The organism is Mycobacterium sp. SMC-16 (genome assembly GCF_046250085.1).
Lineage (GTDB): Bacteria > Actinomycetota > Actinomycetes > Mycobacteriales > Mycobacteriaceae > Mycobacterium > Mycobacterium phocaicum.
Genome location: NZ_CP176427.1, coordinates 4376846 through 4391683, shown reverse-complemented (window position 1 = coordinate 4391683; position 14838 = coordinate 4376846). Strand labels below are relative to the sequence as shown.

The window sequence follows — 14838 nt, the reverse complement described above, 5'->3', positions numbered from 1 at the left end:
TGGCAATGCCTACGATGGTCGGATGTCGGTCAAGCGCCCTGACCTCGCCGCGCTGCTCGCGCCGCTGTTGCGTGAGCTGATGGCTGCCGAGCAGCCTGTCCTGGACGCCCATGGCATCTCGATGTGGGGTTACGTCGTGCTACTGGCGCTCGACGAGACCCCGATGCGGTCGCAAGCTGTTCTGGCGCAGGCGATCGGCGCCGACAAGACCCGCATCATCCGCACGCTCGATGACCTGCAGGACCGCGGCTACATCGAGCGCACGCCGGACCCCGACGACCGCCGGGTTCGGCTGCTGTCGATCACGCCGGCCGGCCGCCGGCTCAAAGACGCCGTGCAGGCCGACATTCAGCGCGGCGAGGAGCAGTGGCTCGGCGAGCTGAGCGCCGAGGAGCGGCGCGTCTTCTTCGGCGTGCTGCAACGTCTGGCGCCTCGACCCGACTGAACACGAGCGCTCGGCGTCAGAGCGTCTCCGTGACCTTTCGCAGCCCGCGCGGCTGGTCCGGGTCGCCACCGCGGGCCAGTGCCAGGTGCAGGGCAAGTTGTTGCAGCGGAAGGATTTCCAGCAGCGGAGAGAGTTCGTCGCTGACCCCGCTGGGCAGCGCGATACCACCGGCCAGGCCGGCCAGGGCCGTCGGCGCTCCGACCCCGAAGACATCGGCATGACGCTCGGCCAGCCGTTCCAGCACCGGCGCCATGGCCTGGCCGCCGGCGCCCTCGGGCACCACCGCGAGCACCGGCACCTGGGGGTCGACGGTGGCGAGTGGACCGTGCAACAGGTCGGCGCCCGAAAACGCCTGTGTGGAAAGGTAAGACGTCTCCATCAGCTTGAGGGCGGCCTCGCGGGCAGTGGGGTAGGAGTAGCCGCGGGCGGTGGCGATGAGTCGTTGCGCGAACCGATACCGCTGCGCGACCTCGCGGACCAGCTCCCCGGTAGCGAGCACCTGCTCGCCGAGGTCGGGCAGCGCGTCGACGCCGTCGCCATCCCGTCCGAGCAGCAGCTGCAGGGCGAGCAGCTCCGCGGTGTAGGACTTGGTCGCGGCCACCGACTTCTCGGCCCCGGCCAGCACGTCGATGTGAATCTCGGCTGCCGCAGCCAGATCCGACGCCGGGTTGTTGGTGACGGCGACCGTCAGCGCACCTTGGGCGCGGGCCACCTCGACCGAGCGCACGAGGTCCGGCGAACCACCGGACTGGCTCACCGCGACGTACAGCACGTCGCGCAGATCGGGTTGGGCGCCGTAGACGGTCATGGTCGACGGGGAGACCAGCCCTGCCGGCAGGCCGTGGTTGATCTCGACGAGGTATTTCGCGTACAGCGCGGCGTGGTCGCTGGTGCCTCGTGCCACGAACAGCACGAAGCGTGGCGCAGCCGCCGCGATCTGAGCCGCGGCGGCCCGGATGGGGCCGCGGCCATCGTCCAGCAGCCGGCGCCACACCTGCGGCTGTTCGGTGATCTCGGCGGCCATCAGGTGGCCGGGGGACGTTGGATCGGCGCTCACTTCGTCTCCTTGTCGGAGGTCGGCATCGCACGGGAACCCACTTTCCCCAGCGTAGACCGAGCCCCGGACAAAACCGGATGACAACAGTGCGAAAATCGAAGCCATCATGAGCAACAGCGGTGCAGGCGCGGACAAGCGCGTCGTCTTTTCCGGGGCACAGCCCACCTCCGACTCGCTTCACCTGGGCAATGCCCTGGGCGCGGTGCAGAACTGGGCCCACCTGCAGGACGGCTACGACGCGTTCTTCTGTGTCGTCGACCTGCACGCCATCACCGTCCCGCAGGACCCCGAGACGCTGCGTCGGCGCACGCTGGTGACGGCCGCGCAGTACCTCGCGCTCGGTATCGACCCGACCCGCAGCACGGTGTTCGTGCAGAGCCACGTCGCCGAACACACCCAGCTGGCGTGGTTGCTGGGTTGCTTCACCGGCTTCGGGCAGGCGTCGCGGATGACGCAGTTCAAGGACAAGTCGCAGAAGCAGGGCGCCGACGCCACCACGATCGGCCTGTTCACCTATCCGGTGCTCATGGCCGCCGACATCCTGCTCTACGACACCGACCTGGTGCCCGTCGGTGAGGACCAGCGTCAGCACCTGGAGCTGGCCCGGGACCTCGCGCAGCGGTTCAACGCGCGCTTCCCCGACACCTTCGTGGTGCCCGAGGCCATGATCCCCAAGGCCACCGCCAAGATCTACGACCTGCAGGACCCGACCGCCAAGATGAGCAAGTCGGCCGCGACCGACGCCGGGCTGATCAACCTGCTCGACGATCCGGCCAAGAGCGCCAAGAAGATTCGCTCGGCGGTCACCGACAGTGAGCGCGAGATCCGGTTCGACACCGAGGCCAAGCCCGGCATCTCCAACCTGCTGACCATCCAGTCGGCGGTCATCGGAACCGCCATCGACACGCTGGTGGCCGGGTACGAGGGACGCGGTTACGGCGACCTGAAGAAGGAAACCGCCGAAGCCGTAGTCGAGTACGTCACCCCGATCAAGAACCGGGTCGACGAGCTGCTGGCCGACCCGGCCGAACTGGAATCGGTGCTGGCCACCGGTGCCGAGCGCGCCGAGCAGGTGGCGTTCAAGACCCTGCAGCGCGTCAACGACCGACTGGGCTTCCTACCGCGTCTGCGCTGACGTTGCGGACGCCGCGGGGGGGACACCCGCGGCGTCGCACACTAGGCTTTTCGGCAGACAAGGGGGTTTGCCGAAAATGACCGACTCGGACCAGCCGGGCCTACTCTACCGACTGCGTCAGCGGCATCCGTGGCTGGATCGGATCATGCGGGCCCAGGACCGCTACCAGGACTGCAACGGCGACTTCTACGCCGCCGGCATCACCTACTTCACGGTGTTCGCGCTGTTCCCGCTGCTCATGGTCGGTTTTGCCGTGGGTGGTTTCGTACTGGCCTCCCGCCCGGACCTGCTGGCCGAGCTCGAGGTGCACATCCGGTCCGCCGTCGCGGGCGACTTCGGAAATCAGCTGGTCGGCCTGATGGACTCGGCCGTGAAATCGCGCACGTCGGTCGGCGTCATCGGCCTGGCGACCGCGGCGTGGGCCGGCCTCGGCTGGATGGCGAACCTGCGTAAGGCCCTCACCGAGATGTGGGAGCAACAGAGCGAACCCGACGGCTGGGTGGGCACCAAGCTGTCCGATCTGCTGGCGCTGGTGTCGGCATTCCTGGCCATCGTCGTCACGATCGGCCTGACCGCTCTGGGTGACACCGGGTTGATGGCGACAGTCCTGCACTGGTTCGGTGTCGGGCACGTCCCGGGCCTCAATGCGCTGCTGCGGGTGGCGTCGATCGCGGTGTCGTTCCTCGTGGCGTGGCTCATGTTCACCTGGATCATCGCCCGGTTGCCGCGCGAGAAGGTCAGCCTGCGCAGCTCGGCCCGTGCGGCCCTGATCGCCGCGGTGGGCTTCGAACTGTTCAAGCAGGTCGCCTCGATCTACCTGCGGACCGTCATGCACGGCCCGGCCGGTGCCACGTTCGGTCCCGTGTTGGGTCTGATGGTGTTCGCCTACATCACCGCCCGGCTGATCCTGTTCTCGACCGCGTGGGCGGCAACCGCCGCGGACACCATGGCGCTGGCCCCGGTGGCGCCGCCCGGACCGGCTGCGATCGTCACCCGCTACCGCGAGCGCGAGGGCGTCGACGCGAACAGCGTGGCGGTGGGCGCGGCCGTGGGTCTGCTCGGTGGGCTGAGTCTTTCGCGGCTGGTGCGTCGGCGCAGGGGATAGCTCCGGCGACGGTCCATTGCCAGGGTAATGATGTATATGCAACAATGGCGGCATGGCCACCGCCGCTGTCGATGAGATCGCCGGTAACTGCCTGGCGGTCCGCGTCCGGCTACTCGGCCGGGCGGTGACGAGCCTGTACGACCACGCCCTCGAAGAACATGGCGTCAGCATCGCCCAGATCAATCTCCTGGCGGCGCTGGGGAAGATCGGCCCGTGCTCGCCGGCCCGGATCGGTGAGGTGCTGCAGTTGGAGCGGTCGACCGTCAGCCGCAATCTGAGCCTGTTGATGAAACACGGTTGGGTGGAGGCGGTGTCGGTGAGCGCCAAGGGCGTGCGTGAGGTCATGCTGACCGCGTCGGGTCGCAAGAAGATCGAGACCGTGATGCCGGCATGGCGACGGGCGCAGCAAGAGGCCGCCGAACTGCTGGGTGCCGGCGGCGTCACGGCGGTCCGGTCCCTCGCGACGAGCGTCGGCGGCCTGTCGCCCGGCGACTAGAAATCGATGGGGTTTGTCCTTGTCGATGGCCCCAAATGTTGTATATACACTATTAGGAGAAGCTGCAATGTCGTCACACGCCACCTCGAAGATCTTCATGATCGGAGCGACGGGAGCCCAGGGACTTCCCGTCGCCCGCGCCCTCGTCGCCGACGGCAGGTATTCCGTTCGATTTCTCACTCGTGACGCCACGAGTGCCCGGGCCGAATCGTTGCTCCAATTGGGCGGCATCTCGGCACTCGAAGGGACATTCACCGATGAAGCCGTGCTGCGAGAAGGCTTCCGCGAATGCGACGGTGCGTTCGTCAACATCGACGGATTCAACACCGGCGAGAAGACCGAGATGTATTGGGCGATGCGCACTTACGAGATCGCCATCGAAGAAGGCGTCAAGTTCTTCGTGTACGGAAACCTCGACTACGGGCTCAAGAAAGCCGGCTACGACTCCAAGTACCGTGTCGGGCACTACGACGGCAAGGGGCGCATCGCCGAATGGATCCTGCTGCAGAATCAGGCGAATTCGGCCCGGATGGGTGCCGCCATCTTCACGTCGGGCCCGTACATCGAAATGACGATCTCACCCCTGACGCCGATGGCGCCCAGTGTGGAGGACGGCGTCGTCACCTGGCGGGTGCCCCTCGGCGACGGCGCGGTACCCCATGTCTCCCTTGAGGATTGCGGCTACTACGTGAGGTGGCTCTTCGACAACACCGGCCGGTCCAACGGCATGGACCTCGAGGTGGCCATCGACCACATCCCGTACCGCGAACTGGCCCGAGCGTTCGAAACGGTCACCGGACATCCTGCCCGATACGTCGACACGGACATCGACGCGTACTGGCAGGGCCCGCTCGGCGGCGTCGCCGATACCCCTGCCGGATACAACGCGGCCCCGGATGACCCGAGCACCATGACTTTTCGAGCCAACTTCACCGGTTTCTGGAACTTGTGGAAAGACGGCATCATCGAGCGGAACTACGCGCTGCTGGACGAAATCCATCCCAACCGGATCCGCAGCGCCGAGCAGTGGTTCCGGCGCGAGGACGAATTCGGCAAGGCGGCCGGCAAGGGCAGCCTCTGGGAGCGGGTGCAGCCGCAGAACTGGAGTCTGGACTCGGCCGTTCTGAAGAGCAGCCAAGACCTGCGCACCGGAAAGCTGTGATCCCGGTCATCCCTCTTTCTCGGTATCCCGACGGCGGTGAATCAGTGCCATGATCGTCCAGCGGCTCGAATAACCCTGTCCGGCAAGGACGCCCACGCTCAGCACCGCCATGATCGGGTACTGCGCGATGAGCTGGTCCGAACTCCAATAGACCGCAAGCAATCCCGCGGATACGACCGCGGACAGCGTGCCGAACACACCGAGCACCAGGACCAGCCCCAGTGCCACTTCGGTCAGCGGCGTCATGACGCCGGCCAGGTCTGCCGTCGGCCGCAGCAGGTGCTCGGACACGAACCGGAAGTATTCCGGCACCCGCGAATTCGCCGACGCGCCGTCGACGACGAGCAGGATGTCCGCGCGCCCGAAGTGCGCCCGGAACTTCACGTAGCCCTCGTGGAGCCACAGCAGTCCGAGCCCGACCCGGACCGCGCCGAAGAGTATCGACGCGGCCAGGTCGGCGCGGTCGCGCGTGGTCAGTGCGCGGGTGGTCATCAGACCGGTCATCACATCAGCGAGGCAGCGCCGAAGACTGCCTTCGCCTTGTCGCAGTGGATGACGACGGTGGTGTAGCCCATGGTGTCGATGCCGGTCAGCGGGAACGACTGTGTGGCCTGGTCGAACTTGATGGCGGCGATCTCCTTGCCCGCGGCGACGTCGGACTCGGTGGAGCCCTTCGTCAGGTACACGTGCAGGTCCGGGCCCTCGTCGGAGGAGAAGTCGGTGAATTCGAGATTCATGCCGCTGACGGTCGCCGTACCGGCGACGTGCTTGCCGTTGAGGCCGGTGAAGTGGCCCGTGCGAGCGGCGGCGCTCGATGAGGTCATCGCGGAGGTCATTGCGGAGGTCATTGCGGAGGTCATGCTGGACGACATGGCGGAACTGGAGGGGCTGGACGAACCGGCCGACTTCATCTCGTTCGCACCGCACGCGGTGAGGGTCAGGGCGAACACCGCAGCTGCTGTAGCTGCGATCGGCTTGATGACCATGTGGAACTCCTTCGAGCGTCGTGGGGTGCCGATCACCCCGTCGCCGATGAAGTTAGGGAGCGCGCCGGGCGCGTTCGACAAACATTTCAGAACCGTAAGAACCGGCCCGTCGCGCCGCCGGCTGTCTAGGCTCAGCACCATGAGAGGTGCTATGTGGATGCGCCCGTGAGTTCCGACGACGGCGGCGGAGCGCACGTCGTGCTGGTCGAAGACGACCAGCGGGTGCGGACCGCGGTGGCGGCGTACCTGCGCGCCAAAGGGTTTCGAATCGACGAGTTCTCCGACGGGGAAACCGCGCGCGACGCCGTGCAACGCTCGACGCCCGACGTACTGGTGCTCGACCGCATGCTGCCGGGGCTGTCGGGTGACGACCTGCTGCGCGAGATCCGCACCCGCTCGGATGTTCCGGTGATCATGCTGACCGCGCTCGGTGCGAGCGGGCACCGGATCGACGGCCTCGAACTCGGCGCCGACGACTACCTGGCGAAGCCGTTCGCACTGCGCGAACTGCAACTGCGCATTTCGAAAGTGTTGCGGCACAGGGTCTCCCACCAGTCGCCGCTCGCCCCGTTCGTGGTCGGCCGGTTCCGGATCGACCCGACGATGCGCCGGATCACCTGCGGCAGTGCCGATGTCGAGCTGACCGCACGCGAGTACGAGCTCCTGCTCTTCCTGCTCAAGAACCCCGACCGCGTCGTCTCCCGCGACGAGATGCTGCGGGAAGTGTGGGGCTGGAGCACCGGCGACGCGTCGACGGTGACGGTGCACATCCGGAGGCTCCGCGAGAAGATCGAGGCCGACCCGCGCGATCCCGTCTATCTGCGCACCGAGTGGGGCACGGGATACCGATTCACGCCGTCGGGGCGGTCGTCATGATCCTCGGCGCGGTGGACCTCGTCATCATCGCGGTGACGGCCCTGATCTGTACGTCGGTGGCCACGGGCGCGGCCGTCCTTGTCATGCAACTCAATCGGCGCGGGTCCATCGGGACGCAGGTGTCGGTCCTGATCTGCGCGACCATCGTCGCGATCGTCGCCTCCACGGTGGCCATCTCGATCGAGATGTACCTGTCGTCGCACGATCTGCAGGTCCTGCTCGCGGTACTCGCCATCTCGGCGCTCATGGCCGGCCTCGCCGCCGGCTTCATGCTGCGACGGCTGCGGCGGTCGCTGGCCCGGCTGCAACGTGCGGCCCAGCAGATCGGCAGCGGCGAAGTCGTCACGGCGGACGTCGACAGCTCGAGGGAATTCGCCGAGTTGTCGAGCCAGCTGGCGCAGTCGTCGGCGCAATTGGCCGCTGCCCGTGCGGAAGTCGAACAGCTGGATCAGTCCCGGCGGCAGCTGGTCGCCTGGGTTTCGCATGATCTGCGGACACCACTGGCCGGCATGCGTGCGATGGCCGAAGCGCTCGAGGAAGGCGTGGTCGACGACCCGGCCGAATACATCCGGCAGATCCGCGATCAGGTGGACTCCGTCAACGGCATGGTCGACGGCCTGTTCGAGTTGTCCAAGATTCAGAGCGGCATGCTGAAGCTCAGCAAGGAGCCGGTAGTGCTCCTGGACCTGGTGTCCGATGTCGTGTCCGACATGCAGGCCCTCGCGGCCACCCGCGGCATCCGCATCACCCACGCCGGGATGGCCGACGTGGTGCTGCACGCCGACGCCGGAGAACTGTCCCGGGTGGTGGCGAACCTGTTGGTCAACAGCATTCGGCATGCACCGGAGCATTCCGAGATCGAGGTTTCGGCACAGCGGCTCGACGGCGACCGGATCGTGCTCACGGTGCTGGACCAGGGGCCCGGCGTGCAGTCCCAGGATCTGGGGCGGATGTTCGACATGGGCTGGCGCGGCACGGCGGCCCGCACCCCGGAAGGCGGCGGGGCGGGCGCCGGCATCGGCTTGGCCATCGTGCGGGGCATCGTCGAAGCGCACGGCGGCGAGGTGTCCGCCGCGCATGTGCCCGGCGGATTCCGGCTGGACGTGACGCTGCCGACGACGTGACGGCTAGGCGCCCCGCTGCGGCGCGGTCAGCACCCTCGGACCGAGCTGGTGCGCCAGTTCCAATGCGAGTTCCATTGCCAGCCGCCGTTCACCGGGCTGGTAGCCGAGGAGCTCGGTCGCCCGCGCCACCCGCTGCAGCACGGTATTGCGGTGGGTGTGCAGCCGGCCGGCGGCGCGTGGCGCGTTGTCGGCTTCGTCGAGGAAGACGCGCAGGGTATCGCGCAGGCGGGCCGCCGCCGACGTGTCCTCCGCGAGCGGACCCAGGGTTGCCGAGACGAATTCGGCTGCGCGATCAGGGTTCTGGGCCGCCAGTGCGGTGACCTCGAGGTCGCGGAAGAGGGCCACCCGCGTGCCGCCGGGGTGCCCGGCGAGCAGACTCTGGATCGCCAGCGCCGCCTCGTGGGAGCGGCGAAAGCCGGTGATGCCCGGCCGCGTCGGACCCACCGCGACGCGAATATGGTTCTGCGCCTGTGTGATTGCGTCAGACAGTGCATCGACCACCGGCTCGGAACTGCTGCCCAGCCAGGCCCACAACGTGGACGGGCCGACGGACAACGTCAGCGGCGGGCGAGTGCCTGCGGCTCGCGCCAGCACCGCCGCGGCGGATTCGAGTGCCCCCTGCACATCGCCGTGCGGCGGCGTCCACAGCACCAGTGCGGTGTGGCGCTGCCGCAGGTCGTATCCCAGGCGTTCGCCGGCCCGCCCGGTGTCGATGGCGGCGCCGTCGAGGATCAGCCGGATCGTTTCGGCGCGGCGGGCGATGGCCCCGCCGAGCACCTCCTCGCGCTCGCGTTGCGCTGCGGCGATGACGTTGGCGACGACATGGTCGACGTACTCGAACATGCGCCGGGACGCGACTTCCAGCAATTCGATCAACAGCGGGCCGGACGGCACGAGTTGCGTGGCGTGCACCATGTAGCGACGCCACGCGACGTTCTGGCCGCGCCGGTACGACTGGAAGATCACGTCGAGGTCCATGCCGCGCCGGGCGACCGTGCGGGCGATGTCGAGGGCCTCGGGCGGGACGTCGATGGCCGCCATCTTGGCGTCGCGGCGGGCGAACAACGACAGCAGCCGGGCGGCATTGGCGCGATTGCTGGCCGAGGTATCCGCCAGCACGGCCGCGTCGGAGCCGGCGGTGGGCGAGAGCTCGACCGCGGCGGCGTCCATCTCGGCAACCAGGTCGTCGAGTTCGGCCAGCATCAGCTCGGCGACGTCGCCCATGAGATCGATGACCTCAGGCGACGGTGTCTCGGCGGGCATCACCGAAGTATGCCCCTGCACATATCACCGGTCGAGTACTGGGCGGCCGCACCTGTGCTGTGTGTCGCGGCGTCCATAGCGTTAGTGCCATCACAAAGCACCTCCAAACGACCAGGAGTCACAGTGTCCACCTCAATGAAGCGGTCCGAGACGCGCGATGTCGATGTGTTGATCATCGGAGCGGGTATCTCCGGCATCGGCGCGGCATACCACCTGAAGGCGAACCGCCCGGGCACGTCGTTCCTGATCATCGAGGGGCGCGACGCCATCGGCGGCACCTGGAGCCTGCACAAGTACCCCGGCATCCGCTCGGACTCCGACATGCCCACCTTCGGTTTCGGCTTCAAGCCGTGGACGCACCGCAAGTCCATCGCCGACGGCCACATCATCCTCGACTACCTGCAGCAGGCCGTCGACGAGAACGGGATCGGCGAGCACGTCCGGTTCGGCCAGCGCGTGCAGAACGCGAACTTCGACTCCGACACCGGACGGTGGACCGTCACCACCACGCACGGAGACGAGACGACGACGTTCACCGGCCGCTTCCTGTTCCTGGGCACCGGGTACTACGACTACGAGAAGCCCTTCATCCCGGACTTCCCCGGCAAGGACGACTTCGAAGGCCCGGTGATCCACCCGCAGCTGTGGCCCGAGGACCTGGACTACGCCGGCAAGAAGGTCGTCGTGATCGGAAGTGGCGCAACGGCTGTCACGCTGATCCCGTCGATGGCCGACAAGACCGCCCACATCACCATGCTGCAGCGGTCCCCGAGCTACGTGCTGTCGGTGCCGGCGGCCGACCCGATCACCAACACCCTCAACAAGGTCCTGGGCCACGAGCGCGCGTTCCCGATCGTGCGGCGCAAGAACATCGCGACCAGCCGCGGCCTGTTCAAGCTGTGCCAGAAATACCCGAAGACCATGCGAAAGCTGTTGATCGCCAACGTGGCCCGGCAGCTGCCCAAGGGCTTCGACGTCGACACCCATTTCACGCCGCGGTACAACCCGTGGGAGCAGCGCCTGGCCATGGTGCCCGACGGCGACCTGTTCAAGGCCATCAAGGCCGGCAAGGCGTCGGTGGTCACCGACCAGATCGAGCGGTTCACCAAGCGCGGCATCCTGCTGAAATCCGGCCAGGAGCTGGAGGCCGACATCATCGTCACCGCAACGGGTTTGAACATGGCGGCGTTCGGCAAGATCGCGCTGAGCGTTGACGGCCAGGCGCTCGACCTGCCCGACCACACGGTGTACAAGGCGATGATGGTCTCCGACGTACCCAACATGGCGTTCGCGATGGGCTACACCAACATCGCCTGGACCCTGAAGGTCGACCTGGTGTGCGAGCACTTCTGCCGCCTGTTGGACCACATGGACGCCCACGGGCACGACGTCGTCGTCCCGGTGGTCGAGAACCCCGACATGGCGCGCGGCCCGCTGATGGACCTGTCGTCGGGCTACGTCCAGCGCGGCATTCAGCAGTTCCCCCGCAGCGGCGACAGCGGTTCGTGGCTGGTCAAGCACGCCTACGAGATGGATGCCGAGCGGTTGCGGGGCGGTGCCATCGAGGACCCTGGCCTGCGGTTCTCGTCCGTCAAGACCGTCGCGTACGCCTCGTAGGGGAGAAACCGCCATGAAACAGCTCTACTTCTACAGCCACGGGGTGCGCTGTGCCGCTTGGCATCTGCCTGCCGCCACCGACGCACTCGCCGGTGAATCGGGCCGGCCGTGCGTGGTGATGGCGCACGGTTTCAGCGGCACGAAGGACACCGCGCTGCTCGGCTTCGCCGAGCCCTTCGCCGCCGCCGGACTGGACGTGCTGGTGTTCGACTACCGGGGCTTCGGCGATTCCGAAGGCGAACCGCGCCAGGATATTTCGGTCAAGAAGCAGCGGCAGGACTACCACGCCGCCGTCGCCGCGGCGCGGCACCTGCCCGGGGTTGACCCGGACCGGATCGTGTTGTGGGGCACGTCGTACGCCGGCGGTCACGTCATCGCGGTCGCGGCCCGGGACCAGCGCATCGCGGCCGTCATCTCGATGAACCCCGCCGTCGACGGGGTGGCGACCCTGTCGCACCTGCGACGCACCTGCGGGACCGGCTACCTGGTGCGCTCGACCGTCAACGCCCTGCGGGACGTTGTCGGCAGCGCGCTCGGGCGGCCGTCGCACATGGTGCCGGTGGTGGGGCAGCCCGGATCCAACGCGGTGATCGCCACCTCAGGTTCGGAAGAGGCCTGGCTCCCTGTCGCCGGAGCGACGTGGCGTAACGAGGTCCGCGGCCGACACTCCCTCGGCGTCGCGCTGAACCGGCCGATCACCAAAGCCGGAAAGCTGACGTGCCCGATCCTCGTGCAGCCCGGCACCGACGATCGCATCGCGCCGCCCGCTGCGGCTCGCAAGGCAGCCCGCCGCGCCGGGTACTGGGCACAGTTGCGCGAATACCCCGCCGACCACCTCGATTTCTACGACGGTCCCTGGCAGCAGCGGGTTCTGGCCGACCAGCTCGACTTCCTCGAGCGCGATCTGGCGCCGGCGCACGGCAACCTGCACGAAACCCACTCGGCCTGAAAGGACTCTCAATGAGCCTGTCAAGCCGCCGCAGTGGTGATCTGAGGCGTGTTGGGCTGCCAGGTTCTGTTGTCGCGGATGAGCGCGTAGAGGACATTGACCCGTCGGCGGGCCAGGCAAATGGTGGCCGGGATCGGCCGCTTGCCTTGGTCCCGTTTGCGCTGGTAATACGCCTTGGATGCGGGGTCGCAGCGGATCGCGGTCAGCGCGGACATGTACATGACGCGGCGCAGTCGACGACTGTAGCGCTTGGGGGTGTGCAGCCGGCCGGTGCGTTTACCGGAGTCTTTGGCTACCGGAGCCAGCCCGGCCCAGGCGGCGAGCTGGTCGGGCGATTCGAGCAGAGCGGGGTCGCCGACCACCGCGAGGAATTCGGCGCCGAGCCGGAAGCCGATACCAGGCAGGCTGGTGATCACCTCGGCGAGCGGATGGCGGCGAAATCGTTCCTCGATGTCCGCGTCGGTGTGTTTGATGCGCTCATCGAGGTTCATCACCCCCTGGGCCAGTTCGGCGACCAATCCTGCACCGACGTCCTCACCGGCCAGGCGGACGGTCTGGGCCTTAGAGGCCGTCACCGCCGCTGCCGCGATCGTGGCAGCGTTGCGTACTCCCGCTGCCGCCAATACTTTGGTCAGCCGCGAAACACCGGTTCGGCGAATCGCTTTCGGTCGTTGGTAATGCGCCAGCAGCACTGCCCAACCACGGTCCTGGGTCAGCTCAGCGACGCGTTCGAGGGCCGGGCACACGGCCAGCAGTTGTTGGCGCAGCCGGTTGATGGTCCGGGTTCGGTCGGCGACCAGATCAGCGCGATGGGCGGTGAGCATCCGCAGTTCGGTGATCAGATCGTCGCCGGGACGCAGGACCGGAAGGTCCTCGCCGCGCATCCGGGATTGATCGGCGATGACCCGGGCATCTTTGGCATCGGTCTTGGACTCACCACCGCGGTAGGTGACCGAGGCCTGCCACACTTGCCGGCCCGCAAGGTACCGCACCGTCTTGCCGGCATCGGCCAGCACCGTCAACAGCAGGGCGGCAAACACGTTGCTCAAGTCCACTGTCCAGGACACCTCACCGGCGAGCTTGTCGATCTCGGCGACCAGGTCACGCATCGTGTGTTCATCGTTGACGACCTTGCGCGACAACACCACGTTGCCGTTGCCGTCCACGACGCACACCCAGTGGTGTTCTTTGCCGACGTCGACCCCAGCCCACACCTGGTCTTCGGCCATGGAACCTCTTTTCGCTTGTCTGCCAACAGGATCCCCACGGACAACCTCGCCGGCATTTCCTTAAACAAGCGATCACATCGCAGATCTCAATCAGCGGCCCGAGGAAGTCCAGGTGGGCCGGGCGGCCAGTCCTTTCAAGCCGCACCACCAGGCCGGCAAAGACCCCATGTCGACCTCACCCGACCCACCCGGGTCGCAGTTCAACGTAACCGTCACAACATCACGAAATAACTGCAACTACGAACTTAAGGAATACATCGATGAAGACCACCGCTGCCGTTCTCCTGGAACCGGGCAAGCCGTTCGAGATCATGGAACTCGATCTCGACGGTCCCGGCCCCGGCGAGGTGCTGATCAACTACACCGCCGCCGGGCTCTGTCACTCCGACCTCCACCTGTCCGACGGTGACCTCCCGCCGCGCTATCCCATAGTCGGTGGGCACGAGGGCGCCGGCATCATCGAGGACGTCGGCCCCGGCGTCACCAAGGTCAAGCCCGGTGACCACGTCGTATGCAGCTTCATCCCCAGCTGTGGCCACTGCCGCTACTGCTCGACCGGTCGGCAGGCCCTGTGCGACATGGGCGCAACCATCCTCGAGGGCTCCATGCCCGACGGCTCGTTCCGATTCCACAAGGGCGGCACGGATTTCGGTGCCATGTGCATGCTGGGCACGTTCGCGAAGAAGGCCACCATCTCGCAGCACTCGGTGGTCAAGATCGACGACTGGCTGCCGCTGGAGACCGCCGTGCTCGTCGGCTGTGGTGTGCCGACCGGATGGGGCGGCGCCACCTACGCGGGCAACGTGCGGCCCGGCGACATCACCGTCGTGTACGGCATCGGCGGCATCGGCATCAACGCCGTCCAGGGCGCCGCGCATGCCGGAGCGAAGTACATCGTGGCCGTCGACCCCGTGCCTTTCAAACGCGATACCGCACTGAAATTCGGTGCGACACATGTCTTCGCCAGCGCCGAGGCCGCCGCCGAGAAGATCAACGAACTGTCCTGGGGGCAGGGCGCCGATCAGGCCATCATCTGCGTCGGAACCGTCGACGAGGACGTCGTCACGTCGGCCTTCAGCGCCATCGGCAAGGGCGGGACGGTCGTCGTGATCGGCATGGCCAACCCCGAGAAGCTGACGATCCACGTCTCGGGCCTGGAACTGACGTTGTTCGAGAAGACCATTCGCGGCTCGCTGTTCGGCTCGGCCAACCCGCAGTACGACATCATCCGTCTGCTGCGGCTCTACAACGACGGCCAGCTGCAACTCGACGACCTGGTGACCACGCGGTACACCCTCGAAGAGGTCAACCAGGGCTATCAGGACCTTCGCGAGGGCAAGAACATTCGCGGGATCATCGTGCACTGACGAATCCGGCCGGTAGGTTTGCCACTG

15 protein-coding genes are annotated in these 14838 nt (G+C 67.1%); 10 read left to right on the top strand and 5 right to left on the bottom strand.

Annotation, left to right across the window (positions count from 1 at the left end; translation table 11 throughout):
* The first annotated feature begins 22 nt into the window (after window positions 1-22).
* Window positions 23-445: a MarR family winged helix-turn-helix transcriptional regulator gene (locus tag ACJEIK_RS21245; protein WP_267323799.1), complete on the top strand. Its 423-nt coding sequence runs from the start codon at window positions 23-25 to the stop codon at window positions 443-445.
* Window positions 446-461: 16 nt separating this feature from the next.
* On the opposite strand, the gene ACJEIK_RS21240 is transcribed toward ACJEIK_RS21245, so the two are convergent.
* The gene (locus ACJEIK_RS21240) at window positions 462-1469 is read right to left on the bottom strand and encodes an SIS domain-containing protein (protein ID WP_267324340.1); all 1008 of its coding nucleotides are present in this window, start codon (window positions 1467-1469) and stop codon (window positions 462-464) included.
* A gap of 139 nt (window positions 1470-1608) precedes the next feature.
* Between ACJEIK_RS21240 and trpS the strand changes: the two genes are divergently transcribed.
* From trpS to ACJEIK_RS21220, 4 genes are all read left to right on the top strand, one after another.
* Window positions 1609-2637 carry a tryptophan--tRNA ligase gene (gene trpS, locus ACJEIK_RS21235; RefSeq protein ID WP_409430239.1) on the top strand — a complete coding sequence of 343 codons (1029 nt, stop codon included), beginning with the start codon at window positions 1609-1611 and terminating at the stop codon, window positions 2635-2637.
* A 76-nt stretch (window positions 2638-2713) separates the two neighbouring features.
* Window positions 2714-3742 carry an inner membrane protein YhjD gene (gene yhjD, locus ACJEIK_RS21230; protein WP_267323798.1) on the top strand — a complete coding sequence of 343 codons (1029 nt, stop codon included), beginning with the start codon at window positions 2714-2716 and terminating at the stop codon, window positions 3740-3742.
* 52 nt (window positions 3743-3794) lie between these two features.
* Entirely contained in the window at window positions 3795-4238 is a 444-nt protein-coding gene (locus tag ACJEIK_RS21225) for a MarR family winged helix-turn-helix transcriptional regulator (protein WP_267323797.1), read from the top strand.
* A 67-nt stretch (window positions 4239-4305) separates the two neighbouring features.
* Window positions 4306-5400 (top strand): NmrA family NAD(P)-binding protein, encoded by a 1095-nt coding sequence (locus ACJEIK_RS21220; protein ID WP_267323796.1) that lies wholly within the window; start codon window positions 4306-4308, stop codon window positions 5398-5400.
* Window positions 5401-5406: 6 nt separating this feature from the next.
* Here ACJEIK_RS21220 and ACJEIK_RS21215 read toward each other — a convergent pair whose 3' ends face one another.
* Both ACJEIK_RS21215 and ACJEIK_RS21210 read right to left on the bottom strand, forming a co-directional pair.
* A complete protein-coding gene (locus tag ACJEIK_RS21215; RefSeq protein WP_409430238.1) occupies window positions 5407-5892 on the bottom strand; it encodes a hypothetical protein in 486 nt (161 codons plus the stop codon).
* An 11-nt stretch (window positions 5893-5903) separates the two neighbouring features.
* On the bottom strand, window positions 5904-6386 hold the full coding sequence (locus ACJEIK_RS21210) for a DM13 domain-containing protein (protein WP_409430237.1): 483 nt from the start codon (window positions 6384-6386) through the stop codon (window positions 5904-5906).
* Window positions 6387-6551: 165 nt separating this feature from the next.
* Here ACJEIK_RS21210 and ACJEIK_RS21205 point away from each other — a divergent pair, with 165 nt between their 5' ends.
* Complete coding sequence (locus tag ACJEIK_RS21205) at window positions 6552-7262, top strand: response regulator transcription factor (protein ID WP_244872803.1); 711 nt, start codon at window positions 6552-6554, stop codon at window positions 7260-7262.
* Window positions 7259-8386 carry a sensor histidine kinase gene (locus ACJEIK_RS21200; RefSeq protein ID WP_409430236.1) on the top strand — a complete coding sequence of 376 codons (1128 nt, stop codon included), beginning with the start codon at window positions 7259-7261 and terminating at the stop codon, window positions 8384-8386. The genes ACJEIK_RS21205 and ACJEIK_RS21200 overlap by 4 nt, the downstream gene beginning before the upstream one ends.
* Window positions 8387-8389: 3 nt before the next feature.
* Here the strand turns inward: ACJEIK_RS21200 and ACJEIK_RS21195 are convergent, their stop codons facing one another.
* Window positions 8390-9649 carry a CdaR family transcriptional regulator gene (locus ACJEIK_RS21195; protein ID WP_212806697.1) on the bottom strand — a complete coding sequence of 420 codons (1260 nt, stop codon included), beginning with the start codon at window positions 9647-9649 and terminating at the stop codon, window positions 8390-8392.
* A gap of 135 nt (window positions 9650-9784) precedes the next feature.
* Here ACJEIK_RS21195 and ACJEIK_RS21190 point away from each other — a divergent pair, with 135 nt between their 5' ends.
* Entirely contained in the window at window positions 9785-11266 is a 1482-nt protein-coding gene (locus tag ACJEIK_RS21190; protein WP_409431736.1) for a flavin-containing monooxygenase, read from the top strand.
* Window positions 11267-11279: 13 nt separating this feature from the next.
* The gene (locus ACJEIK_RS21185; RefSeq protein WP_409430235.1) at window positions 11280-12215 is read left to right on the top strand and encodes an alpha/beta hydrolase; all 936 of its coding nucleotides are present in this window, start codon (window positions 11280-11282) and stop codon (window positions 12213-12215) included.
* A gap of 20 nt (window positions 12216-12235) precedes the next feature.
* Here ACJEIK_RS21185 and ACJEIK_RS21180 read toward each other — a convergent pair whose 3' ends face one another.
* On the bottom strand, window positions 12236-13444 hold the full coding sequence (locus ACJEIK_RS21180) for an IS110 family transposase (protein WP_133425495.1): 1209 nt from the start codon (window positions 13442-13444) through the stop codon (window positions 12236-12238).
* A 260-nt stretch (window positions 13445-13704) separates the two neighbouring features.
* Between ACJEIK_RS21180 and ACJEIK_RS21175 the strand changes: the two genes are divergently transcribed.
* Complete coding sequence (locus ACJEIK_RS21175) at window positions 13705-14811, top strand: NDMA-dependent alcohol dehydrogenase (protein ID WP_267323789.1); 1107 nt, start codon at window positions 13705-13707, stop codon at window positions 14809-14811.
* Window positions 14812-14838 lie beyond the last annotated feature (27 nt).